25 protein-coding genes are annotated in these 24,491 nt (G+C 59.7%); 10 read left to right on the forward strand and 15 right to left on the reverse strand.

What is annotated here, in order from left to right; all coding sequences use genetic code 11:
• Positions 1-108: 108 nt before the first annotated feature.
• Complete coding sequence (gene adh / locus M0412_RS01785) at positions 109-1,626, forward strand: aldehyde dehydrogenase (protein WP_269702107.1); 1,518 nt, start codon at positions 109-111, stop codon at positions 1,624-1,626.
• Positions 1,627-1,759: 133 nt separating this feature from the next.
• Here adh and M0412_RS01790 read toward each other — a convergent pair whose 3' ends face one another.
• A complete protein-coding gene (locus M0412_RS01790) occupies positions 1,760-4,024 on the reverse strand; it encodes a methyl-accepting chemotaxis protein (RefSeq protein WP_309568473.1) in 2,265 nt (754 codons plus the stop codon).
• A 187-nt stretch (positions 4,025-4,211) separates the two neighbouring features.
• Here M0412_RS01790 and M0412_RS01795 point away from each other — a divergent pair, with 187 nt between their 5' ends.
• The 4 genes from M0412_RS01795 to M0412_RS01810 are packed head-to-tail and all read left to right on the forward strand — an operon-like array spanning position 4,212 to position 7,683.
• Positions 4,212-5,051: a glycosyltransferase family 2 protein gene (locus M0412_RS01795; protein ID WP_269702109.1), complete on the forward strand. Its 840-nt coding sequence runs from the start codon at positions 4,212-4,214 to the stop codon at positions 5,049-5,051.
• 20 nt (positions 5,052-5,071) lie between these two features.
• Positions 5,072-5,359, forward strand: a complete 288-nt coding sequence (locus M0412_RS01800; protein WP_142840682.1) for a lipid-A-disaccharide synthase N-terminal domain-containing protein — start codon at positions 5,072-5,074, stop codon at positions 5,357-5,359.
• A complete protein-coding gene (locus tag M0412_RS01805; protein WP_269702110.1) occupies positions 5,334-6,845 on the forward strand; it encodes a glycosyltransferase family 39 protein in 1,512 nt (503 codons plus the stop codon). The genes M0412_RS01800 and M0412_RS01805 overlap by 26 nt, the downstream gene beginning before the upstream one ends.
• Positions 6,835-7,683 carry a phosphatase PAP2 family protein gene (locus M0412_RS01810; RefSeq protein ID WP_269702111.1) on the forward strand — a complete coding sequence of 283 codons (849 nt, stop codon included), beginning with the start codon at positions 6,835-6,837 and terminating at the stop codon, positions 7,681-7,683. Before M0412_RS01805 ends, M0412_RS01810 begins: the two co-directional genes overlap by 11 nt.
• A gap of 294 nt (positions 7,684-7,977) precedes the next feature.
• Here M0412_RS01810 and M0412_RS01815 read toward each other — a convergent pair whose 3' ends face one another.
• The 6 genes from M0412_RS01815 to lgt form a co-directional block, all read right to left on the reverse strand.
• On the reverse strand, positions 7,978-8,910 hold the full coding sequence (locus tag M0412_RS01815; RefSeq protein ID WP_046798416.1) for a ribose-phosphate pyrophosphokinase: 933 nt from the start codon (positions 8,908-8,910) through the stop codon (positions 7,978-7,980).
• A gap of 220 nt (positions 8,911-9,130) precedes the next feature.
• Complete coding sequence (locus tag M0412_RS01820; protein ID WP_269702112.1) at positions 9,131-9,895, reverse strand: hypothetical protein; 765 nt, start codon at positions 9,893-9,895, stop codon at positions 9,131-9,133.
• Between the two features lie 89 nt (positions 9,896-9,984).
• Positions 9,985-11,136 (reverse strand): Xaa-Pro peptidase family protein, encoded by a 1,152-nt coding sequence (locus tag M0412_RS01825; RefSeq protein ID WP_142840361.1) that lies wholly within the window; start codon positions 11,134-11,136, stop codon positions 9,985-9,987.
• A gap of 1 nt (position 11,137) precedes the next feature.
• Positions 11,138-11,932, reverse strand: coding sequence for a peptidoglycan editing factor PgeF (gene pgeF / locus M0412_RS01830; protein ID WP_269702113.1), 795 nt, complete (start codon positions 11,930-11,932; stop codon positions 11,138-11,140).
• 150 nt (positions 11,933-12,082) lie between these two features.
• Positions 12,083-13,183, reverse strand: a complete 1,101-nt coding sequence (locus M0412_RS01835; RefSeq protein WP_269702114.1) for a class I SAM-dependent methyltransferase — start codon at positions 13,181-13,183, stop codon at positions 12,083-12,085.
• A 15-nt stretch (positions 13,184-13,198) separates the two neighbouring features.
• The gene (lgt, locus tag M0412_RS01840) at positions 13,199-14,011 is read right to left on the reverse strand and encodes a prolipoprotein diacylglyceryl transferase (RefSeq protein ID WP_269702253.1); all 813 of its coding nucleotides are present in this window, start codon (positions 14,009-14,011) and stop codon (positions 13,199-13,201) included.
• 308 nt (positions 14,012-14,319) lie between these two features.
• Here lgt and M0412_RS01845 point away from each other — a divergent pair, with 308 nt between their 5' ends.
• The 4 genes from M0412_RS01845 (at position 14,320) to M0412_RS01860 (ending at position 16,701) form a co-directional block, all read left to right on the forward strand.
• Complete coding sequence (locus tag M0412_RS01845; protein ID WP_046797974.1) at positions 14,320-14,583, forward strand: accessory factor UbiK family protein; 264 nt, start codon at positions 14,320-14,322, stop codon at positions 14,581-14,583.
• Positions 14,584-15,011: 428 nt separating this feature from the next.
• On the forward strand, positions 15,012-15,512 hold the full coding sequence (locus M0412_RS01850; protein WP_142840357.1) for a YbjN domain-containing protein: 501 nt from the start codon (positions 15,012-15,014) through the stop codon (positions 15,510-15,512).
• A gap of 2 nt (positions 15,513-15,514) precedes the next feature.
• Entirely contained in the window at positions 15,515-16,333 is an 819-nt protein-coding gene (gene proC, locus M0412_RS01855) for a pyrroline-5-carboxylate reductase (RefSeq protein ID WP_269702115.1), read from the forward strand.
• A gap of 26 nt (positions 16,334-16,359) precedes the next feature.
• Positions 16,360-16,701: a tRNA-binding protein gene (locus tag M0412_RS01860; protein WP_269702116.1), complete on the forward strand. Its 342-nt coding sequence runs from the start codon at positions 16,360-16,362 to the stop codon at positions 16,699-16,701.
• 48 nt (positions 16,702-16,749) lie between these two features.
• Here M0412_RS01860 and M0412_RS01865 read toward each other — a convergent pair whose 3' ends face one another.
• The 4 genes from M0412_RS01865 to M0412_RS01880 form a co-directional block, all read right to left on the reverse strand.
• A complete protein-coding gene (locus M0412_RS01865) occupies positions 16,750-18,129 on the reverse strand; it encodes an ATP-binding protein (RefSeq protein ID WP_142840354.1) in 1,380 nt (459 codons plus the stop codon).
• A 30-nt stretch (positions 18,130-18,159) separates the two neighbouring features.
• On the reverse strand, positions 18,160-18,873 hold the full coding sequence (locus M0412_RS01870; protein WP_142840353.1) for a response regulator: 714 nt from the start codon (positions 18,871-18,873) through the stop codon (positions 18,160-18,162).
• 2 nt (positions 18,874-18,875) lie between these two features.
• On the reverse strand, positions 18,876-19,403 hold the full coding sequence (locus M0412_RS01875; RefSeq protein WP_161991242.1) for a MarR family winged helix-turn-helix transcriptional regulator: 528 nt from the start codon (positions 19,401-19,403) through the stop codon (positions 18,876-18,878).
• A gap of 199 nt (positions 19,404-19,602) precedes the next feature.
• The gene (locus tag M0412_RS01880) at positions 19,603-20,208 is read right to left on the reverse strand and encodes a DUF1236 domain-containing protein (protein WP_142840350.1); all 606 of its coding nucleotides are present in this window, start codon (positions 20,206-20,208) and stop codon (positions 19,603-19,605) included.
• Between the two features lie 233 nt (positions 20,209-20,441).
• On the opposite strand from M0412_RS01880, the gene M0412_RS01885 reads away from it, so the two are divergent.
• The gene (locus tag M0412_RS01885; protein ID WP_142840349.1) at positions 20,442-21,086 is read left to right on the forward strand and encodes an MBL fold metallo-hydrolase; all 645 of its coding nucleotides are present in this window, start codon (positions 20,442-20,444) and stop codon (positions 21,084-21,086) included.
• Between the two features lie 85 nt (positions 21,087-21,171).
• On the opposite strand, the gene M0412_RS01890 is transcribed toward M0412_RS01885, so the two are convergent.
• The 4 genes from M0412_RS01890 to M0412_RS01905 form a co-directional block, all read right to left on the reverse strand.
• Positions 21,172-21,387, reverse strand: coding sequence for a cold-shock protein (locus M0412_RS01890; RefSeq protein WP_003494703.1), 216 nt, complete (start codon positions 21,385-21,387; stop codon positions 21,172-21,174).
• Between the two features lie 447 nt (positions 21,388-21,834).
• Positions 21,835-22,737 (reverse strand): DMT family transporter, encoded by a 903-nt coding sequence (locus tag M0412_RS01895; protein ID WP_269702192.1) that lies wholly within the window; start codon positions 22,735-22,737, stop codon positions 21,835-21,837.
• A 183-nt stretch (positions 22,738-22,920) separates the two neighbouring features.
• Entirely contained in the window at positions 22,921-23,229 is a 309-nt protein-coding gene (locus M0412_RS01900; RefSeq protein WP_269702194.1) for a hypothetical protein, read from the reverse strand.
• Positions 23,230-23,375: 146 nt separating this feature from the next.
• Entirely contained in the window at positions 23,376-24,305 is a 930-nt protein-coding gene (locus tag M0412_RS01905; protein ID WP_269702196.1) for an EAL domain-containing protein, read from the reverse strand.
• Positions 24,306-24,491: the final 186 nt, after the last annotated feature.

Consider the following 24,491-nt stretch of genomic DNA (forward strand, 5'->3'; position numbering starts at 1 on the left):
AATGTGCGCTGCGGAACCGCGCCGCCCCTCTACCCGACCGTACTATCTAGGCCCACCTTCCTCCCATGCGATCCGTCACGGATCGTTTTCATCAGGGAGGATGAAATCATGAATATTCAGGTTCAGCAGAAAGCCGGCGAAGCGCCCTTCAAGCTGAAATACGGCAACTACATCGGCGGCAAATGGGTGGAGCCGAAATCTGGCCGCTACATGGATAATCTTTCCCCCGTTACTGGCCACAAGATCTGCGAAGTTCCGCGTTCAGACGCATCCGATATTGAATTTGCGCTGGATGCCGCCCACAAGGCCCGCGACAAATGGGGCAAGACGAGCATAACCGAACGCTCCAATATCCTGCTCAAGATCGCCCAGCGCATCGAGGAAAATCTCGACCTCATCGCCCGGGCCGAAACCTGGGATAACGGTAAGCCGCTGCGTGAGACCACCAATGCCGATATTCCGCTGGCCATCGATCATTTCCGTTATTTTGCGGGCTGCATCCGCGCGCAGGAAGGCACGATCGGTCAGATCGACAACGACACCGTCGCCTATCATTTCCATGAACCGCTCGGTGTTGTCGGCCAGATCATTCCGTGGAACTTCCCGATCCTCATGGCGGCGTGGAAGCTTGCACCGGCGCTTGCCGCCGGCAATTGCGTGGTGCTGAAACCGGCGGAACAGACACCTGCCTCCATTCTCGTCGTGATGGAACTGATCGAAGATCTGCTGCCGCCCGGCGTTCTCAACATCGTCAACGGCACGGGCCTCGAAGCCGGCAAGCCGCTGGCGCAAAGCAATCGCATCGCCAAGATCGCCTTTACCGGTTCCACCTCGGTTGGCAAGGAAATCATGCGTTATGCGGCCGATAACGTCACCAACATTACACTGGAACTGGGCGGCAAATCGCCGAACATCTTCTTTGCCGATGTGATGAACGAGGACGACGCCTTCCTCGACAAGGCACTCGAAGGTTTCGCCTTCTTCGCGCTCAATCAGGGTGAGGTCTGCACCTGCCCGTCGCGGGCGCTGGTGCATGAATCGATCTATGACCGCTTCATGGAAAAGGCCATCAAGCGCGTTCAGGCCATCAGCCAGGACGATCCGCTCAATCCGTCGACCATGCTGGGCGCACAGGCCTCGCAGGAACAGTTCGACAAGATCATGAGCTATCTGGAAATCGGCAAGAAGGAAGGCGCCAAGGTTCTGACCGGCGGCGACCGCAAGACGCTGACTGGCGATCTGAAGGACGGTTATTACATCCAGCCGACCGTTTTTGAAGGCAACAACAAGATGCGGATTTTCCAGGAGGAAATCTTTGGTCCTGTCGTTTCCGTCACCACCTTCAAGACGGTGGAAGAGGCGCTCGAAATCGCCAATGACACGGTTTACGGATTGGGTGCCGGCGTCTGGAGCCGCGATACCAATATCGCCTATCGCGCCGGTCGCGGCATCGAGGCGGGCCGTGTGTGGACCAATTGCTATCACGTCTATCCGGCGGGTGCGGCATTCGGTGGCTACAAGCAGTCGGGCATCGGTCGCGAGACCCACAAGATGATGCTCGACCACTACCAGCAGACCAAGAACCTGCTCGTTTCCTACAGCCCGAACAAGGTCGGCTTCTTCTGAGCTCCTCCCCGGAAGCCGGCGAGGGTCATCGTGATCTCCCTTCGCCGGCGCGTTCCCAGGGGCTTTGGCCCCTGGGAGCCCGGCACAAATAAAAAGGCCGGAGGTTTTGCCTCCGGCCTTTTTTCGTTGCGGCTTATGCCGCGTAACGCTGATCCCGCTGTTGGGTATGGCCGACGGAGAATTGCCCTACCTGTTCGGTCAGGCCATCCGCCTCGTTGGCCAGCGAGAAAGCCGCTGCCGTGGTTTCCTCCACCATCGCCGCATTCTGCTGCGTCACATGATCGAGTTCGTTGACCGAGGCATTGATCTCGCCGAGGCGGCCGGACTGTTCGCGCGAGGCCGTGGCAATCGCGCCGATCTGGTCGTTGACCGACTGGATGCGTTTCTGGATCTGCTCCAGGCTTTCGCCGGTCTTCAGCACCAGCGCCACGCCGCTTTCCACATCGCCCGCCGAAGTGGCGATCAGTGTGGTAATGTCGCGGGCGGCGGCTGCCGATTTCTGCGCGAGTTCGCGAACTTCCTGCGCCACGACAGCAAAGCCCTTTCCGGCTTCACCGGCACGCGCCGCTTCCACGCCGGCATTCAGCGCCAGAAGGTTGGTCTGGAAGGCGATCTGGTCGATGACGTCGATGATCTGGCGGATCTTGGACGACGAGGTTTCGATACGCTCCATGGCGACGATGGCTTCTTTCACGACAGCCGTGGATTTATGGGCGTCCTGCATGGTTTCCGCTGTCGTACCAACTGCGACATCGCAGCGTGAAAGCGAAACATTGACGGCCTGCGTCATGTCGCCCAGTGCGGCTGCCGCTTCTTCAAGGGCGGCCGCCTGCCGTTCCGTGCGCCGCGACAGATCTTCCGATGCGCTTTTCAGCTCGCCGGAGCCGGAGCGGATGGCATTGGCGCTTTCGCCGATATTGGCGATTGTCGCTTCCAGCCCCGCCATGGAGTTGTTGAAGTCGATGCGCAGATGATCGAGCGACGGCACGAAGGATTTTTCAATGCGCAGATCGAGCCTGCCGGCTGCAAGATGGGCAAGGCCGGAGGCAAGCGCATCGACGGCCTCTTCGAGTTCCTTGGCGCTTCTTGCCTTTTCCATCTCGCGCTGGGCGCGTTCCTCGTCCAGTTCTTCGCTCTTGCGATGGGACTCGGCTTCCATGTTCTGTTTGTCCAGAATGCCCTGACGGAAGGATTCCAGCGCGCGCGCCATGGTGCCGATCTCGTCGCCACGGGAAACCGCCTTGATCTCGATGTTGTTTTCACCACCGTTCAGGCGCTCCATCAGCCTGGCAAGGCCAGTCAGCGGCTTGGTGAGGCTGGCGGAAACGAAGATGCCGACAAGCGTCATGACGGCAAGCACCGCCAGTGTCGCCAGCGTCGCCCAGAAGGCCAGATCATTGGCGGCTGCGAGAACCTTGCTTTCCTGCTGGCCGATGGCCAGAAGATGCTTCTGACCGAAGACGGAGACCGGGCGATAGGCATAGAAGATGTTGCCCGCAGATGTCTGCGCCATCACCGTTCCGGCTTCGCTGGTGCTGGAGAGGGCCGCGAGGCTTTCCGAAACCGCGGCATCTGCGCCGCCCGAAAGCACGCCTGCCCGGCGCTTGCCCTCCGCCGTCAGAAGAACGGCGTCATCAATGGTCTTGCCGGTTTCCTCCGGCGTGACCACCGCGCCGATGCGGTCGGCTGAAATGCGCATGATGACGGCGCCCTTGCGCTGCAGCTGGCCCCAGTTGGAGACCGCGAGCGGCATGCCGACCATGGCTGAATCATTCGCGCCGCCGGTAAATCCGGTCGTGCTGACGACACCGTCCTTGCCGGCTTCAACGCGATCGAACAATTCCTTGATCGCGCTGTTCTCGGGGTCCTTGACACTGGTCAGGAAGTTCTTGCCCTTGGTGACGGAATAGATAATCAGCCCGGTCTTGTCGATCACATAAATATCGCTGACCCGGGTGTTGCGCCAGACGCTGGCGATGGTCGCGTTGATCGTCGCGTGGCGAATGGCATAGAGCAACCGCAATCCTTCGCCGTTGAAGGAGGCGCGCTCTTCCTCGGAGACACCTTCGCGACGGAAAGCCTGGATGATCGCATCCTTTTCCGTCGGCACGACATTGGTCATGGTTTCCAGCGCCTGGGCGATCGCGGCATTTTGCGACAGTTCGGAAATGCTTTGTTCAACCCGCAGCGTATAGGCGTCCAGCTGCTTGGACTGATTTCCTGCAACCGTCTCCAGCCTTATTTTGCTGGCGTCGATCAGGCCCGACTTACCCATCTCATAGGACAGCAGCCCCACGGACAGGCAGGAAACCAGCGTCGCACCGGTGACGAGCCCCGCAAATTTGGCCTTGATTGACAATGATTTAGCTCTGACAGCAGTCGGATTTGCACCCGGCATCTGTTTCCTCCCCCAAAAAAACGTTGCCGCAGCGTCGCAACAATTGTTTACGGCCACGTTAAAGGGCTGAAATTTGTATGATTATTTCCCGCATACCGCGAAAAAATCGCCGACCTGTTCAGGCGTCGTACCCGTTATAAAACTGCAACAGAACGGGCGCATACCGTGCGAAGTTCAACGGTCGTTCATGTTCATGCAAGCTTTTCGCGCTCCATCTCCTGCCACTATCGATGATGTTTGCGCCACCCGCGCAGACGGATGTGACGGAGCCACTTTGCGATCGACGCCGGATTTCGCCGTTATCGTGCCCATGCACAATGAAGAAGCGAGTGTGGAAACGCTCGTGGCTGAGATCGTGGCTGCCTGCCAGCCGGTCGGCCAGTTCGAGATCGTCGTGGTGGATGACGCTTCCTCCGACCGCACGGCGGATGCCGTTCTTGCGCTCGGCGATCGCTATCCCATGCTGCGGCTGGTGCGGCACAACCGCCAGGGCGGGCAATCGGCCGCGATCCATAGCGGTGTGCAGGCGGCGCGCGCGCCTGTCATCTGCATGCTTGACGGCGACGGCCAGAACCCGCCGGATAATCTGCCGGCGCTTCTCGCGCCGCTTCTTGCCGCCAGTGCCGCCGGCCGCCTCGGGCTGGTGGCCGGCCAGCGCGTCGGCCGGCGCGATACGCTTGGAAAACGGCTTTCCTCACGCTTTGCCAATGGGCTTCGGGCGCGGATATTGAAGGACGGAACGCGCGATACCGGTTGCGGCCTCAAGGCCTTCCGCCGCGATGCCTATCTCGCCTTGCCCTATTTCGATCACCACCACCGCTATTTCCCGGCGCTGTTTAACCGCGACGGCTGGCAGGTCGCCCATGTCGATGTGACGCACCGGGCGCGGCAGCATGGCAATTCCCATTACACCAATATCGGCCGCGCGCTCGTCGGCATTCACGATCTGATCGGCGTCGCCTGGCTGTTGCGCCGGCGCAAGCGGGCAAGCTGGGCCGAAACTTTCAAAACGGAGACATCGCCGTGAATACACCGGCCATATGGTCCATGCTGCATGTGAACAGCTGGAAGGAATTTCTCTGGGTCATGACCGGCTTCATGGGCCAGATGCTGTTCACCATGCGTTTTCTGGTTCAGTGGATTTCGTCGGAACGGGCCAACCGTTCGGTCATCCCGGTGGCCTTCTGGTATTTTTCCGTTCTCGGCGGCCTTGTGCTGTTGTCCTATGCGGTTTGGCGTCGCGACCCGGTCTTCATCATCGGACAGGCGTCCGGCCTGTTCATCTATGCCCGAAATCTGTGGTTGATCCATGCAGAACGCCGCCAGCATGCATGACGGGGCAGCGGCTTTGCCCTATGCGCAGGCGAGCCAGCAGCGCCAGTGGATGACGCTGGCGCTTGCGGCCATCGTTTTGGTGACGGTGCTGCGCGTCCTCGGCCTTGCCTTCAATCGGACCGATCTGTTCGTCGACGAGGCGCAATATTGGCTGTGGGGTCGGGAGATGGCTCTCGGCGCCTATTCCAAACCGCCGTTGATCGGCTGGCTCATTCGTGCATTCAGCATTCTGGGCGGTGGCGAAGGTACTTTTCAGGTGCGGTTGGCTGCACCCGTGGTGCATGGCATCGCGGCGGCGGCCATCCTTGTTCTTGGACGGATGATCTACGATGTGAGGCTGGCTTCGCTCGCCGCCGTCGTCTATCTGACGTTGCCCGCCGTGACGCTCGGCAGCCTGCTGATTTCGACCGATACGCCGATGATGCTGTTCATCGTGTTGTCGATGATCTGCGTGCGCAAGCTGGCGCAAGCCCGCAGTGAGGGCAGGGCGGCAGTGGGTTGGAGCCTTGCGCTCGGTCTCTGTTTCGGCCTCGGCCTGATGTCGAAATATGCGATGATCTATTTTCTGCCCTGCTTCATCGCCGCCGGCTGGCTTTGCATGGGCTGGCGCATTCGGCTGCGGGACGCAGGCGTTGCCGCCCTTGTCTGCGTCGCTGTTATCGCTCCCAATCTGTGGTGGAATGCGGCACATGATTTCATGACCGCGCGCCATACGGCCGACAATGCCAACTGGAACGGCATTCAGCTGAAAATCGGTCCGGCGCTTGAGTTTTTCTTCTCGCAGGCGGGTGTTGTCGGGCCGTTCGTCTTCGTCGCCATGATCGTCGCGACCTTCCGGGCGAAGAGTGCCGAAACCCGGGCGCTGGTCGCCCTCTCTGTGCCGATCGTGCTGCTGATCACGGCGCAGGGTTTGATGTCGAGGGCGCTCGCCAACTGGGCTGTCGGAGCCTATGCCGCGGGTGTGCTTCTGGCGGTGCCGGTGCTGGCATCCCGGCGCTGGCTGACGGTCTCCACCCTCGTGCTCGGTGGCATCGTCGCCGTTGTGCTGCCCGTCATGACGATTGCCGGGACCGAACTGCGCCTGCCAAGCGGCGAGCTGGCGATGAAGCGTTATCTCGGTCGGTCGGAATTGGTGTCCACCGGTTTTACGCGGGCGAAAGAGGCGGGGGCGGACGCCATTGTCGCTTCCGATCGCTCCATATTGGCCGAGCTTTTTTATCAGCTGCGGGATGAAAAACAGGCGCTGACACGTGCATTGCCGGAAACCGGCGTGCCGTCCAGCCACTATGCGCTTCTTTATCCGCTGAAAGCCGGTGAGGCCAAAAATCCCCTGTTCCTGGCAAGCATGGATGGCCTGCCGGCCTGCCTTGCCGGTGAGGCGCCGGTTGCGCGCTGGACTGCCGGGCCGGGCTTCCTCGACGGCAGGGAAATCGGGCTGTGGCGCCTGCTGCCGCAGTGCATTCCGGGAGGCGCTAATGGACAATGACCTCTCGCATATGCGGATCACCATCTGGGTAATGTTCGTTACCCTGGCGCTTGTCATCCTGTTTGCGACCTTCCCATCCATCGATCTTGGGTTCTCTTCGCTGTTCTTCTCTCCCGAGGGAAATTTGTGGTCTGGCCGCGAGCCGCTGCCTGAGTGGTTTCGCGACACATTGCGCGAGCTGACGGAGCTCGCCACCATTCTGGCCTTCATCGTCCTTATCGGCAACACCCGGCTTGGCTCCCTGCAGCGCACCGGCTGGCGGGTCTGGGCTTTCCTCTGCGGCCCGGTGGTTCTGTGCGCCGGGCTTCTGGTGAACGGCGTGCTGAAGGCCAATATTGGTCGCGCCCGGCCGTTCAGCGTCAGCGATTTCGGCGGGCAACAGCTATTTACGCCGCCTTTCCAGTTCAGCACGCAGTGTTTTTCCAACTGTTCGTTTTCCTCGGGGGAAACGGCGCTGATCGCTAGTTTTTTCCTGCCGCTCTGCGCACTCGTCTGGCCCCGTCTGCAATGGCGCGGTCGTGTTGCGATGGGCAGCTTCGCCGCCGGCGCGGTTATCCTCATGTCCGGTCTTCGTATCGCGGCCGGTGGGCATTTTCTCAGCGATGTGGTGATGTCTGTGCTGTTCTCGGCTCTCACGACGCTGTTTCTCTACCGGGCGCTGGCAATTGGTCGCCATCGACATCTGTTTACGAGCGATGCCGTCACGGCCGATACAGTCAGCCTGTGGCGCAATGGCAGCCATGCGGCGCGTGTGCGGGCCCGGCGCTGGTGGCCGAAAATCAAGGCTGCCGCCACACGCCTGCAGCGTCCGCCGGATGCGGGTGCGGCATCGCCTTGAGGGATGCAGAATGATTCTTGCGATTGCGCTTTAACGCGTCAATGGTTTCCGTAAGGCGAAAGGCAGCGACCTTTGGTCGAGAACACGTGCTGCAGGGCGGGCTTGTGTTCCCAACAATATAAATCGTGCGATTTTTTTACTTGAAACGCGCATGCGTTCAGCGAACGCTCGGATGCGAGGTTTTCAAACCCTCGGTCATCCTCGGGCTTGACCCGAGGATCCATAACTCGTCGAAATCAAAGGATCCTCGGGTCAAGCCCGAGGATGGCTGAGCGCGAGGAGAGGACGGCAGCGTCAGTCGAACAGGCCGGACACCGACTGTTCCTGCGCGGTGCGGTTGATCGCTTCGCCGAGCAGGCCCGCCGTGCTGATGACGCGGATATTATGCGCGGATTGCACGCCGGTGGTGGGCTGGATACTGTCGGTGATGACGAGTTCGCGCAGCTTCGAGGAAGCCACGCGGGCAACTGCGCCGCCGGAAAGCACGCCGTGGGTAATATAGGCGGTGACGCTGGTGGCGCCCTTCTTCAACAGCGCTTCGGCCGCATTGCAAAGCGTGCCGCCGGAATCGATGATATCGTCGATCAGGATGCAATCCTTGCCGGAAACATCACCGATAACGTTCATGACTTCGGATTCACCCGGACGGTCGCGGCGTTTGTCAACGATAGCCAGCAGACAGTCCAGACGCTTTGACAGGGCGCGGGCGCGCACCACGCCGCCGACGTCAGGTGAAACGACCATGACGTTGTTGGTGTCGTAGTGTTCCTTGATGTCGCGGGCCAGAATGGGGGCTGCGAAAAGATTGTCGGTCGGGATATCGAAAAAGCCCTGGATCTGGCCGGCATGAAGATCGAGCGTCAAGACGCGGTCGGCGCCGGCTTCGGTGATCAGGTTGGCGACGAGCTTGGCGGAAATCGGTGTGCGGGGGCCGGCCTTGCGATCCTGGCGGGCATAACCGAAATACGGAAGCACCGCGGTGATGCGTTTTGCCGAGGAGCGGCGCATGGCATCAATCATGATGAGCAGTTCCATCAGATGATCATTTGCCGGAAACGATGTGGACTGAACGACGAAAACGTCCTCGCCACGTACGTTTTCACTGATTTCTACGAATATTTCCTGATCAGCAAACCGCTTTACGGTGGCATTTCCGAGAGGAACGTTGAGATACTTGCAGATCGCTTCGGCAAGGTGCCGGTTCGAATTGCCTGCGAAAACCTTCATTGCGGCCGCCTGTTTCCATGCCATCGCCTTGCGCTACGGAAGTCTGTCTGCCGTAACCAAGCGTCGTTCAAGGGGAGGAACATCCGGCCGAAAAGCCTTTGCCGGACACGCCTTGTTGCCATGCGCGCCTTAATAGCGCTGTTGCTTCCGATTGCAAGAGGACTCAGCGCTTTCGCAATGATTTTCATGAAATCTCTGTGACTTCTCCCGCCGTTTCACCTCATCCCCTTTGAGACTGCTTCCATGATGAATAGTCATTGAGCGTTTTTGCGGCGATATCCTGCATCACCCTGTCGGTCACGGCGGCCCATGGATCGCTGCCCTTTGCAGCCACCGTCTCCTGTCCCTGAAGACGGTGAAGCCGCACGCCATTGGCATCCAGAACGTCCCAGACGTAAATGACATTGACCTTGCCGCCATCGGCGAAGGCGGAGAAATATCCTTTCAGGATGTTCTCTGCCGAATTGTCGTTGGAGGCGCGGATGGTCAGTCCCTTGGCCCGTGCTTCGGCACCCAGTTGCCGCGAGAGCGGCGTGACGGCCTGAACGGGCGCGCCGATGATCGGCAGGAAGCGGATGGTATTGCCGGAACCCGCCGGAGCAAGCGAGGCCGTCTGTTGCGAAGGTGGTGGCTGGCCACCCGCAGGCGATGCTGCGGATGACGGGGCCTGGCCAAGAGGTTCACCATACTGGTTGCCGCTCGAAAGCGCCTGTGCCTGCGCCTGCAAGGAATTCTGCGGCGCATAGGCCGGCACGGACGATGCGGTCGCCGAAGCGCCTGGCGGCGCGCGGTCGGCGGCGGCGGCCATCTGGTCGAGATCGCCCTGGGTTACCGGCGTCGATTGTGTAGCGTTGTGGCCAACGTCCACCTGCGGGGTCAGCGCCTCCGTGGTGTTGCAGCCCGCGAGGGCCAAAACCAGCGCTGGAACGGCAAGAGCTGGAAAGACAAAGGCTGGGAGAGGGGGGACGAACCCCGTCCGGCTCATGTGACGTTTTCTCTCATGTTCCGCTCCTTCTTGCCCAAGGTGCGGCAATGTAAGGGCGGTTTTCCCGCTCTGTCAAACCCGGTGGTGATTTAAGCTGTGAGAAGATCGAGGCTATGGCGTGAGAGCGGCTCGGGAGCGCCGTCGGTGGTCAGATAGGTCTGGCCGAGCGTCATGGCGGTGCCGGCATCGGAGTCCATCACGATCATATGCACGAACAGCGTCATGTCGCTGGTAATCTCCTGCGGATTGCCGGCATGGAACATCTGATGCTCCATCCAGGAAGGGGAGAAGCGCGCTCCCAGCGAGTAACCGCAGGAGTTCAGCCGGTGGCGGGTGAGCCCGCGCTCGTCCATCACGCGGGCATGCACGTCGAAGACATCGCCGAAGGTCTTGCCCGGCCGCAATACATCCTCAATGGCGGTGAGGTTTTGCAGGCAGGCGCTGTAAAGCTCCTTCTGGCGGAAATCCTGTTCGCCGATTACCACCGTGCGCATCATCGCGGCATGGTAATGGGCGCTGACGCCGGCCCATTCCAGCGTCAGCTGGTCCTTGGTGTCGAGCCTGCGGCGGCCGGATTTATAACGGCACAGCAGCGCATCCGCGCCGGAGCCGATGATGAATTCATTGGCGGGATAATCGCCGCCGCCCGCCAGAACCGCGCCCTGCATCGCTGCAAGAATTGCGGCTTCGTCCGCGCCGGCCTTGATGAGCGGCAGAGCGGCGTCGAGGGCGTCGTCGGCCAGTTGGCCGGCCTTGCGGGCATAAGCAATCTCGGCCGGGCTTTTGACGAGCCTGAGCGTGCTGACGAGGTATGAGGCGTCAACCATCTGGCCAAAGCTGGCAAGCTGGTTGTCCAGCAGCCGGGCAACACGGCCGGTCATGCCGTGGGTATCGTATTCCACCCCGATCTTTGCGCCGAGCAGGTCGAGGTCACTCAGGAGATTTTTAAGATCGAGCGTCGGGTCGGCATTGGGCCGGTCGACCCAGATGAGGATATTTTCGATGATCGAGGTATTGCGCGCCTGGCGCAGGTCGGCCGAGCGGGTCAACAACGTCATCGAGCCGTCGGACTTGACCACCAGCGTCTGGAAGAAGCAGTAGCCGAAGGTGTCGTAACCGGTCAGCCAATACATGCTTTCCTGCGCGAAAAGCAGCAGGGCATCCAGCTTCTCTTCCGCCATTTTCGCCATCAGCCGCTCGCGGCGGGCATCGAATTCCGAAAGCTCGAAGTGCAGGGCCATGTCAGTCCTCCAGAATTGCGATTGCGGAAATCTGCCGGCCGTAATCGGGTTCGGCGCGGTGGGTCGTGCGGCGATAGGAATAAAAACGTTCTTCGTCAGGATAGGTGCAGAGGCCGAGATTTTCCGCCCTGACGCCGGCTTTGGTCAGGCGGTCGATGGTAAACCGCTTGAGGTCGAAAAGCGCGTGGCCCTGCTTCTCGGCTGCGGTGAAATAATCCGCGTAAACCGGATCGATATCGGTGAAGCGTGCCACATATTCCGGCCCGACCTCGTAATTGCTCTGGCTGATGGAGGGGCCGAGTGAGGTGACGATGCGCTCGCGGCTGGCACCCAGTTTTGTCATGGTCTCGATGGTGTTTTCGAGAACGCCGAACAATGCACCCTTCCAGCCGGCATGGGCGGCGCCCACGACGCCGGCTTCGGCATCGGCAAACAGGATCGGGCCGCAATCGGCGCTCAAGACGCCGAGCACGAAACCCGGCGTCGCCGTCACCATCGCATCGGCCTGCGGGCGGTTGCCGTCATAGCTTTCATCGACCACGAGAACATCGGGGGAATGGACCTGATGCACGGTGGCGAGGCGTTCAGCCGAAAGGCCGAACCATTGCGCCACGCGCCGCCGGTTTTCCTGCACAAGTTCCGGCTCGTCATGCGAGCCGAGACCGACATTGAGACCCTGATAAAGCCCTGAGGAGACGCCGCCCTGCCGGGTGAAGAAGCCGTGGCGAACACGGTTTTCACCAGAGGCGGCGAGCAGGGGGCTCTGGATGGGGAGCGGCAGCGTTTCGTTCTGCATGGTGCGGGAGTTCCTTGGAGAATATCGCTGTTGGCCGGTGGGGTGCGTTAAGCGAGATGTTTCCTGTTGCTGCGGCGTTGCGCGGCGTGTGTGATGCAGTGTGCCTGCTTCGTGTGTCGCGGCGATGTTGGCCCAGAGGTTATTGCGCTGTCAATCCACCGCACGAAACGGCATGAGATGAAGCGCGGGACTTGAAACGGCGACGACCTTGAAAAGTTCCCCCATCTTGCCGGCCCCTTCGCCGGCAAGGCGGTTGACCGCTTCGGCAATCGCCAGCGTCTGATCGGGTGTAGCCTTGGCGGCAAGGGCTGCTGCCCGCTCCTTGAGGCCGAGGCCATAAAGAAAGTCGCCCTGTCTCAGGGTGCCGTTGACATGCACGCCGGTCGCTTCGGCCGTTCTGACGAGGCTTTCGAAATCGACATGGCTCGTCAGGTCGGCCTCGCCCGGATGTGCTAGCGGCGGATCGAATGCGTGGTTACGCATGGCCTGCAGGGTGTCACCAAACCCGGCAACCAGATGGCCGTAATCGATGGCGAGCGCTGTGCCGCCATGGGCCGACAGGCGCTGGCAGATGGCTGTCATCACGGCTTCGCGGGCAGGTGAAATTTCGAATATGGTACCAAGCGGCTGTCGTTCAGGCTGCGGCGGCAAGAGGGCCGGGTCGATGCTGGCAAGGCCCGTCGAGAAGACAAGCTCGTCATTTGCATCGAGACTGACAACCCGTTCGCGAAAACCCTGAGGCGTCTTGACGAATTGCCGTATGGGGATGGCGTCGAAAAGTTCGTTGGCGACGAGGAGCAGGAAACCTTCGGGCACCACGTCGAAACTTTCATGCCATGTCAGCCGGCCGGCATGGTCGGCAAGCGTTTCCTTCTGGATCGTGGAAAGGCGGGGACTGGTTTCCACCAGATGCACCCGCATCGTCTCGTAAAGCGGCGGCGCGATGCGGCGGATGACGCGCAGCATGTCCGACATCATGGTGCCGCGGCCGGGGCCGATCTCCACCAGCTGGGTTTGCGCCGGTGCGCCGTGCCGCTGCCAGGCATGGACAACGAAAACGCCGAGCATTTCGCCGAATAGCTGGCTGACCTCAGGGGCGGTGATGAAATCACCCGAGCGGCCGAAGGGTTCACGGCTCTTGTAATAACCGTGTTCGGGATCAGCGAGGCAAAGCGAGAAATAATCGGTGACGCTGAGCGGACCGTTGAGCCGGATAAGGGATTTGATGCGTTGCGCAAGCGGTGTCGTCATGGCAGGCCATACCGCTTAGGCTATTTTTGCCGCGCGGCGTGCGCGCAGCACCGCCCAGAGGCCGAGAAGGAACATCGGTGTGGAAAGCACCATGCCCATGGTCAGCCAGTTACCGGCGAGATAACCGATCTGGGCATCCGGCTCGCGGAAGAATTCCACGAAGATGCGTGACAGCGCGTAACCGCAGACGAAGATGCCGGTGACGACGCCGGGCGTTTTCAGCGCCCTGAAGGCATAGATGGCAATGGCGAGAATGATGACGAGCACGAGGCCTTCCAGGCCGGCTTCATAAAGCTGGCTCGGGTGCCGCGCAAACGGGCCGCCGGTCGGGAACACGACTGCCCACGGAACATCGGCGATGCGCCCCCACAATTCGCCATTGATGAAATTGGCGATGCGGCCGAACAGCAGGCCGATGGGTGCCACGGCCGCAATGACGTCGAACATGCTCCAGACCGGGATGCCGTTCTTGCGGGCAAAGAGGATCATGGCGACGGTGGTGCCGATCAGGCCGCCATGGAACGACATGCCGCCGTTCCATATTTCCAGCGCTCTGATCGGGTTGGCGGCAACGGCGCCGAGATCATAAAACAGGATGTAGCCGATGCGGCCGCCGAGCACGATGCCGCCGGCTGCCCACAGGATGAAATCATCAAGGTGCTGCGCCGAGATCGGCGACGTATCGTTTGGCCACAGGCGATCCGTGCGGGCAAGGCGACGGGCATAAAACCAGCCGAGCATGATGCCGGCGACATAGGCAATGCCATACCAGTGGATCGCCAGAGGCCCGATGGAGAGCGCAATCGGATCGATATTGGGAAAGGGCATGATGGCAAGTTGAGTGGGAGCGGCTAACAATCCGTATATTCCGTCATCGTTGCTGGGCGGACAACAGAATGATCCATTGCCTCGAGGGGCCGGGCGATGATGCTCACCGGTCTCCCTGACGCCAAGGAAAATGGCGATTGCCGAGGCGGCGGTCAAGGTGATTTTTCGTGAGCGGATTGCGATGTCGGGCGCTGCAGCGAAAGGCCGCATTTTTCGATTTCGCTTGCAAGGCGGCTGTCGAGCACCTACCTGAAAGGCATCAACAGCAGGGAATGGAACGCTCCCTGAACCGACGAAGGAACAGCGCCATGAGCACGACAGGCACCAACCGTATTCTGGATGAATTCGCCAAGCTGATGACCGATGCGGCCGGCGCGGCGCAGGGCGTGCGCAAGGAAGCGGAAGCCGCCCTTCATGCACAGGCCGATCGCTGGCTGAACAGTCTTGATGTCGTCAAGCGCGAGGAATTCGACGCGGTGCGTGAGATGGCCATCAAGGCGCGTGATGAAAACGACGCGCTGCGCGCCCGCATCGAGGCTCTGGAAGCAAAGCTTTCGGCCACTAACGACTGATTCTTTAGCGCTTTTTCCTGATGGGTCCCGGATCGCCTGCGATTCCGGGACTTTTTGTTTGCGGGCCATGCAACCCGAAATAATCTCCGGTTGCCGAAACCGGCCTCTGGCGCGATTTTTTTGGTGCCTGTGGACACTTCCAAAAAACGCAATCGCCAGAGTCGCTTATGTATCTCGCCTGAGGTGATGGGGGAGAAGATATCCACTGTTCAAAAAGCAAAAATGGCGGACGAGGGGTGGCAGCAGGACTCGGCCATTATACACTGATTTTAAATGATGATTCGAAACGACCTGGTAAGCTCCGGACAGGGTGAATGCGTAATTCTGTTGGTGTCGGGCAATCGTCTCAAATGTTGAATCCGGTTTGTGTGTGCGTTTTGTGCCCGGCGTTCAAAACAGAACATCCATACCGGCTGAGAAGGTGCCGCATGAGCCTGATAGAATTTGAAATTGAGCGTCAGTCCAATCCCGTGGACATGATCGAGATTGTCGCTGCCTCGAATGACTGGTCGTTCGAGCGTTCCGGCGAAGACGAGATCGCCATGACGGTGGCTGGTCACTGGGCCGACTATCACGTTTCCTTTGCCTGGATGGAGGATTTCGAAGCGCTGCATCTGGCCTGTGCTTTCGACATCAAGGTGCCCGACCACCGCGTCAACGAAGTCATTTGCCTGCTTTCGCAGGTCAACGGCCAGGTGTTGATGGGTCATTTCGATCTGTGGCGGCAGGAAGACGTGGTGATTTTCCGCCAGTCCCTGCTTCTGGCTGGTGGTGCCGAACCGAACAACCAGCAGGTGGAAGTGCTGCTTTCCAGCGCGCTTGAGGCCTGCGAACAATATTATCAGGCATTCCAGTTCGTCGTCTGGTCGGGGCTGGATGCGAAAAGTGCAATCGAAGCGGTCATGTTCGAGACCGTCGGAGAAGCGTGAAGATGGTATACAAGGCTTCCGGTCCGCTGGTGCTAGTCGGCGCCGGCAATATGGGCGGCGCCATGCTTTCGGGCTGGTTGAAAAAGGGCGTGCCTGGATCCCAGGTCATCGTCATCGATCCGCGCCCTTCCGATGCCATGCGCACGACGATTGCCGAAGCGGGTGCAACGCATAGCCAAAGCGTGCCTGACGACATCAAGGCAGGCATTCTTTTCGTGGCGGTGAAACCGCAGATGATGGAAGCCGTGCTGCCGTCCCTCAAACCCCTTCTGGGAGCGGATACCGTCGTTGTCTCGATTGCGGCGGGCACGACGATCGGCACCTTCGTGTCGCATTTCGGTGCGGTTGCCGCCGTGCGGGCCATGCCCAACACGCCGGCCATGGTCGGGCGCGGCGTGACGGGGGCCTATGCAAATGAATTGGTAACGCCGGAGCTTAAAGCCGTGGTGGACGGATTGCTGAAGGTCAGCGGTCCGGTCGAATGGGTGGAAACCGAAAGCGATATCGACGCGGTGACCGCGGTTTCGGGCAGCGGCCCGGCCTATGTCTTTTATCTGGTGGAATGCATGGCCGAAGCCGGCCGCAAGGCCGGTCTGCCGGCGGATGTGGCCATGCGTCTGGCGCGGGAAACCGTGGCCGGCGCGGGCGAGTTGCTGCACCAGTCTCCCGACGAGGCGGCGCGGCTGCGCCAGAACGTGACCTCACCGGGCGGCACGACGGCCGCGGCACTTTCCGTGCTGATGGCTGACGATGGCATGCAGCCGCTGTTCGACAAGGCGGTTGCGGCGGCAAAGACACGCGCCGAAGAACTTGCTGGTTGAAGCATTGCAGGCAGATGGGGCAGGCTATGAGCGGTGAGATTTCCTACGCCGATTTCGAAAAGGTCGATATTCGTGTCGGCACGATCGTTGAGGCTGAGCCCTTTCCCGAAGCCCGCAAGCCGGCAATCAAGGTAAAAATCGATTTCGGACCTGAGATCGGCATCAAGAAATCTTCGGCACAGATTACGGTGCATTATACGCCTGAAAGTCTGGTTGGCCGGCAGGTGCTGGCTGTGGTGAATTTTCCGCCGCGCCAGATCGGCCCGTTCCGCTCCGAGGTCCTGACGCTGGGCTTTGCTGACGGCAAAGGTGATATCGTGCTTGCCGCCGTTGAACGGCCGGTGCCGAACGGCGAGAAAATGTGCTGAGATAACAGCACGGGTGCTCGATCTCTCGGATTGAGCGCGGGATATATCTTACGCCGGAATTTTGACGATTACCCGCAGTCCGCCCAAGGGGCTGTCATCCAGCGAGACGTCGCCGCCGTGGCTGCGGGCGATGTCGCGGACGATGGAGAGGCCAAGTCCCGTACCCGAGGCGTTGAGGTTGCGCGCCTCATCCAGCCGGAAGAACGGCTTGAAGACATCCTCGCGGGAGGCTTCCGGAATACCCGGGCCATCATCATCGAAGGTCATGATGATGGAGCGCGGTGCCTTGCGGATATCGATGTGCAGATTGGTCGCATAACGCCGGGCATTCTCCGCCAGATTGGCGACGAGGCGGGAAAGAGCATTCGGGCGCGCGATGATGCGCTCGATATTATAAAGCTCGTAGCTGAATTTCTTGCCGTGAAGTTCGAAATCATGGCCGATCTTTTCCAGAAGTGCGGGAAGCTCGAGCGTACCGACATCCTCTTCGACATCGGTGCGGGCAAAGGTCAGATAGGCCTCCAGCATCGACTGCATGTCCTCGACATCCTTGTCCAGCCCTTCAAGGTCCGGATTGTCGCCCGCCAGAGCCAGTTGCAGCTTGAAACGCGTGAGGATGGTGCGCAGATCGTGGCTGACGCCGTTGAGCATGGCGGTACGCTGTTCCATCTGCCGCTCGATGCGTTCGCGCATCAGGATGAAGGCGAGACCCGCCCGCCGGACTTCATCTGCGCCACGGGGAGAATAGGCTGTGAGTTTCTGGCCGCGGCCGAAATTTTCCGCCGCTTTGGCAAGCGCTTCGATGGGCTTGATCTGCCCGCGCAGGAAGAGGATTGAGATTGCAATCAGCACCAGCGATGCGCCAACCATCCAGACGAGGAAGATATGCGTATTTGAGGCATAGGCCGCGCTGCGGCTGGTAAAGACGCGCAGGGTCTTGTCGTCCAGCTGGACGCGGATTTCGACCAGCGAGCCGTTGCCATAGGTGTCGATCCAGAACGGCCTGCCGATCTGCTGGCGCAACTGATCGGCCAGAATTCTGTCGAGGATCGAAAACAGCGGCTCCGGCCTCGGCGCGGGCAGGTCTGCCTTCGGTTCGATATAGACGCTGAGATCCAGCTTCTCGCGGGCAATGCGGATGACGCGCTGGTAGTCATCTTCCTCGGGGTCGGTTTGCAGGAGCTCGATGATCGCGGCGATATCGCGCGTCACGGCGGCGGAAAGACGCTCCGTCACCAGCTGCCAGTGGCGTTCCATAAACACGGCGGCAACCACGCCCTGAAGCAGGATCATCGGCAAAATGATGATCAGAAGCGAACGTGTATAAAGCCCGGTGGGCAGCCAATGGCGCAGCCCTCTGGCAAACGAGCGCCAGGTCTTTGCTATGCCGCTTTTTTTGACCGTATTGAGAAAATCGAGGCTCGCCATGGCCGTGCGCCCGCCTTTCGTTTGTCCTTGTCAGTCCACGCTTAGCCGGTAGCCGATGCCGCGCACCGTCTGCAGATAGACCGGATTGGCAGGGTCGTCCTCGATCTTGCGGCGAAGACGGTTGATCTGCACATCGATGGTTCTTTCGCCCACTTCCGATTCCGCCTCGACCAGTTCATGCCGTGGAATGGTGTCGCCGGCGCGGAGCGCAAAAAGCAGCATGATCTCCTGCTCGCGGTCCGTCAGGCGGATGGTTTCGGGGCCGCGGCGCAATTCCCTTTTGGGAATGGAGAAGCTGTAGGGACCGAACATGATCTGCTCGATCTTCGGGGTATCCGGCGAGGTGTTGCGCCGCAGGATGTTGTTGATGCGCAGCACGAGTTCACGCGGATCGAATGGTTTGGCGAGATAATCATCCGCCCCGGCCTCCAGCCCCTCGATGCGGGAATCCGCCTCCGAGCGGGCGGTCAGCAGAATGACCGGCACGGATTTGTCCTCGTTCAGCGAGCGGGTGAGCGAAAGTCCGTTTTCTCCCGGCATCATTACGTCAAGGATGAGCAGGTCGAAGCGGATGCCGATCATCTTGCGCCGGGCTTCGGCCGCATCCCCAGCGACGGAAATGCGGTACCCCTTCTCACCCAGAAAGCGCTGGAGAAGGTTGCGAATGCGGGCGTCGTCGTCAACGATGAGAAGGTGGGCGGCGTCATCATCCGCCGGCGGGCGCTTTGTCGTTGCTGTCGCCATCGTCAGTCGCCTTCCCCTGTTGTCGGGCTGCGCATCTGCGCCAGGAATTTTCGCACGCAGGCGCGGGCATCGGGACCAAGTCCCTCCAGCGCACGATCAATACGCCGCGACTGCGGTTCGCTCAGCGCCAGGGCCAGTTCGCGGCCGGTCAGCGTCGGATAAAGCCGGCGCTGGCGGCGGTCTTCGGGGCCGGCCATCTGGCGGATGTAACCGTCATCGATCAGTTGCTTCAGCACGCGGGCGAGGCTCTGTTTGGTAATCTGCAGCGTGTCGAGTAGATCCGCCACCGTCATGCCGGGCTGCCGGCTGACGAAATAGACTACCCGGTGATGGGCGCGGCCATATTCCAGCTTCGACAGGATGACATCAGGGTCGGAGACGAAATCGCGATAGGCAAAAAACAACGCCTCGATCGTATCGAAGTCAATCTTGCCGTCGTCAACCTTCGGGAGTGCCGGTATTTGTCTCGCGGCGGCGGTTTTGAGCGATTGCGGTGGCACTGCGGTTCCTTCATATCCTGCGGCTGACATACGTCGATGCGCCAATATTCTGTAAACATAGCCGAAAATGCGTCCGCTCGGGAGAATGTCGCCGATCATTTTCTGTTGCGGTGGATAATATGCTGCGGGTGCGGGTGCAACTGGAATCCTGAGTGGCCTTTACCGGAAATAGAAAAGAGCGCGGAAAGCCCGCGCTCTTCAGTTGTTTCATACGATTCAGCCAGGTGGTCTACTGGTAGACGTAGACGATCCGGTGGGTTGATGGCTCGACCAGCACCGGCACGTCGTTCACCCGGACATATCGATACTGATAATCGGGAACTTCTACGAGACGGGTATCGGACGGCAGGGTTGTGCCGACGACCACGTCGCCATCAAAGGTGACGGTGTCTGCAGGATGCTCGTCCATGTAGGTGATAACCGCTTCGGGCGGGGTGATGTCGACATCACCGACGCGGCCGAGGTTCGGATCACCGGGATTGGGTTCAGCCTGCACGCTTGCGGTTTTCTCATACGTCACGACAGGCACACTGAGTTCGGTGCGACGGTCTTCGAGAATGACGGGCGAACCCTCATACATGACATTGAGATAATCGGCATGAGCCCAACCGCGCAGGCCATTGACCTCGATGCGGCACCAGCTGCTGCCGTCCATGCAACCATCCAGCACGGCATTGCTGCCACGTGTGGCCAGACCCAGTTCGGGATAGTCTTCGCCGGGGCCTGAACGAACGGAAATGTCCGATGCGGTGGTGGCGACCATGGCGGCGTTTGCATAACCGGCCATCAGGGCGAAAGCGCCGCCAGCCATGAGCATTTTAAGCGTCTTGTCCATGTGTCTCACTCCTTTCAAGACTGGAGCTACAACGTCGGGGCCACCCGGGCGTTCCACATTTTTTGGGAGTACTTCCTGTTTTAAGAAGTAATATACCGATTATCTTATTGAATTTTATCGAAATTTTTAGGGGCGATCTGGCAACGGAAAAACCGTATCTTTTCTCCGCCATTGTACTGTGATCGGTCGCAGTCTATACGAGGCGGGATTTTTCGGACAAGGAGATAAGGGATATGGGAAAGTTGCAGGCGGGCATTATTCCGGTCACGCCGTTCGAGCAGAACTGCACCATCCTCTTTGATCAGGATACCAAGGAAGGTGTTGTCGTTGATCCCGGCGGCGATGTGGATGTCATCCTTCAGGTCGTCGCCGAAAACGGCATCACGCTCAAGGAAATCTGGCTGACCCATGGACATCTCGACCATGCCGGTGGTGCCGAGGAATTGCGCGCGAAACTCTCGCTGCCGGTCGTCGGTCCGCATGAGGACGACCGGCCGTTGCTGGAGAGGATCGAAGTGCAGGCCGAAAAATACGGTATCGCCGGTCTTCAGAACGTCGTGCCGGACAAATGGCTGAAGGACGGGGACAGGGTATCCTTCGGGGATCATGTCTTTGAGGTCTATCACTGCCCGGGCCATGCCCCCGGCCATGTCATCTATTATAATCGCGACCAGCAATTTGCCCATGTCGGCGACGTGCTGTTTTCAGGGTCGGTGGGGCGGACCGATCTGCCCGGCGGGAACCATGAGCAATTGATGGCGTCCATTCGCGACAAGCTTTTGCCACTCGGCGACGATGTCGGGTTCATCTGCGGCCATGGTCCTGGCGGTCGGCTGGGCGATGAACGCCGCAACAATCCCTATCTTCAGGGGATCTGAGCGCGTTGCGCATGGCGTGTGCGCAGGTATAAAAAAACCCGGCATTCCTGCCGGGCTTCAACTAGAAAAGAAAGCCGTTTTAGGGTCAGCCAGCAATCTGCAGATTGACTGCCTTCGGGCCCTTGCCGCGACGATCCGGTTCCGTGTCGAAGCTCACTTTCTGATTTTCTGAAAGTCCGGACAGGCCAGAAGCCTGTACAGCAGAGATGTGAACAAAGATATCAGCGCCACCATTGTCTGGCTTGATGAAGCCGAAGCCTTTGTCTGTATTGAAGAATTTTACGGTGCCAGTTTCGGCCATGCATCAGGTCCTTTTCGCTCTGCCCGCGTTCAGCTACAGGCAGCATTACAGTTTTGCCCCGCGAGGGCGTTGGCAGGCAGTTCTTGACTATTGAGAAAATGGACCTTCACAGCGGGAAGTAATGGCGTTCTCATCCAACGTTTTTCGTCCCACCGCCCGAGGTTTATAGCGTCCCCAGTGCGCAAATTTTATAGGCCTTCCCATGCTCGCAAATTGCCCGAACCGCGGTAGAGTGATGCGTTTATGGAAAATTGGCAAGCAAAAGTTTTCACGGGCTTTTTGTCAGATAAAAAACCTGCGGTAGAATAACGGCGTGCAATCGCACATTTTTTTCGCATAGGCGATATTTGATGAAATAATTGCCGGTTAGCTCGGGCGTTCCCGGCAAAATTTTGGATGTCGAAACGCGTTTTTGACGCGGAGCGAGAAAAAACGGTTCTTTTTGCGTCAGGCCGTTCCAGCCACGGTTTTTTGCCGTTTTCGCGTTAGTTCAGGCACCAGTTCCACGATCAATATGGCGATGAATATGATCAGGCAACCGACATAACCGGCGCGGGAAATGGTCTCATTCAGGAAAAGCGAGGCCATCAAAGCGCCGAAAAGCGCCTCCGAGGACAGGAATATCGCCGCCTGCGGCGCCGTGGTGTAACGCTGGCCAATGACCTGCAAAACGAAGGCGAGGCCGGAAGATACGAGGCCGACATAGAGGATTTCCGCCAGCGAGGCTTCGATTGCAGCCATGCTGATGGGTTCGAAGGCAATGCCGATCATGCAACTAAGAAGGGAGCAAACCGCGAACTGGGTGCAGGAGAGGGCGAGCGGTCGCCCGCTCTCGGAGACGAAGCGGCCGGCAAGCGTGATCTGGATCGCCCAGAAGAAGGCGCAGATGATGCTGAGAATATCCCCCCTCGTCAGCGCCTCGAATGCGCCGCCAGACAGGAGGAAGATGCCGCCGAGCATCATCAGCGCGCAGGGCCAGACGATCCAATGGGGATGCCGCCGGTAAAGCACGACGGCAATCACGGGCACGAAGATGACGTAAAGCCCGGTCAGGAAGCTGGAATTTGTGACGGTCGTGGTCAAAAGCCCGACCTGCTGGGTGGTGGCGCCGCCGAACAGGGCAAGTCCCACCAGGATATAACTGCCGATTTCCCTGCGGCGCGGTGGTGATTTCTTCGACCGGGTTTCCATCATGGCGAAGGGCAGCACGGCGATTGCGGCAATGGCGAAACGCAGACCGACGAACCAGAAAGGGCCAATGGAGGCCATGGCGGAGGACTGCGCGACAAAGCCGCCTCCCCAGATCGCTGCGGCGAGCAGAAGCAGCATATTGGCCTGAATACGCGTCATTGTTGGCACCAGCACACAGGGGCCGGAAGATCATTCCATCGCGGCCTTGGCAATTCGGGGATTTTTTGAAATGTCGATCAGACGGTTTCCCGGGTGCTTTAGCAGCAACCTGCCGGTGCCGCAAGCCGGCGGAAGGCGGTCACCGTCAGACGCGGCGACTGGCGTAGCTTTTGGAGCGCCAGCTTATTTGTAGCGGCGGGCTTCGTCCTTGAGACTGCGGCGGGTCAGCGTCAGGCCGCCGATGCCGAGGCCGATGAAGGCCGCAGCCGAGAGGATGATGAGCAGGAAGTGCGGACCTGCCCGCGATGTGGCCGTTTGCGGAATAGACGCGGTGTGCAATGTATCGACGGCTTGGGCCGCCGCATTGGCGGATGTCGCGATACCCGCGGCCATGGTGACGATGACAAGAAAAGCAGCCGCTGCCATCCAGAGGGAAAACAGCGTTCTCTGCGCCCTTAACCTTTCAACGGAAGTCCGGTCGTTGGTAAACATGGCGATTGCCTCTTGTCCCTGTCCATGACGGATAAAAGAGGCTTCGAAATGGACGGCTTGGAGACCGAATTCTGGCGTTCCGCGGCATTTATTGCGGCAATATTGTGGCAAGTGCGATTACAGGCGGCTGCTGGCCGCAGATAGCCTCAGAGGCCGCGTTTTCCGAAGGTGCGGGTCTGGCGCTGCGGATGCGGCTCAGCAGGGCGCTCTTCGCGCAAAAATGGCGGCGTCGTGCCGTTCCGGTCCGTCCGCGGTGCAGTGTTGAAATAGGCGCTGCCGAGTTCGGGAAAGCGTGCGTCGAAGCTTGTGGGCGCGAGTTCCGGTTTGGCGAGAGCATAACCCTGCATCAGCAGGACGCCGAGGTCCTCACACAGATCGACCTGCCAGCCGCTCTCCAGCCCTTCGAATACCGGCTCTATTCCATCGTCGCGAAACTGGCTGACGATGACACGCAGAAGGGCGGCTCCTGCGGAATTCTGCATGAAATCGCGCACCCAGCCGGCTTCGAATTTGACATAATCGGGCTTGATGAGCTTTACCCGGTCGATATCGGAATCGCCGGCGCCGTAGTCGTCCAGCGCCACGCGAAAACCGATGTCGTGCATGTGGTAGGCGAAGTCTGCGACCATCTGCGTGTCGGAGGCCTTTTTCTCGGAGATTTCGCAGACGATGCGCTCGGCCGTCATGCCGGCCTCGTGGGCGGTAAGACGCATGCGCTCCACTTCCTGGCGCATCTTGGCCGGGGTCTGGAACAGGCCCGGATGGAAGTTGACGAAGATACGGGCGCGGGAACGGTTGAGCCTGCCGGTATTGAGAATGTGAATGGTGCGCAGGATGCTGTCGATAGTCTCGATATCGTCAGGCTCCACCAGCGAGAAAAATTCGCCTGGCGTCACCGGTTCGCCGTTGCGATGGGGCCGCACCAGACCTTCGAAGGAATCGATGTCGAGTGCGCCGCTCGGTGTTCGACGGAAAATGGGCTGCAGGGCCGATTTCAGGTTGAATGTTTGGTAGGCCGTGGACCATGTGCCATCGACCTCGCGGACAAGACTGGAAAAGATGCTTTTGGGCGCCATTTTTCAACCAGCTATAGAGACACGACCCCTAGGCTCGCGAATGTAGCGTATCAAGCGTTACTTCCGGGTTAAGGAAGGTTTAAATTCTCTGCTACAGCACATAAGCCGGCTTTTGACCTTGAAAGACGGCCTTTCTTTCGACATAGAAAGTGCCGCAGAAAACAAGTTTTTCAGCTTCTACCGATG

The sequence above is a fragment of the Agrobacterium sp. O3.4 genome, assembly GCF_041414895.1.
Taxonomy (GTDB): domain Bacteria; phylum Pseudomonadota; class Alphaproteobacteria; order Rhizobiales; family Rhizobiaceae; genus Agrobacterium; species Agrobacterium cucumeris.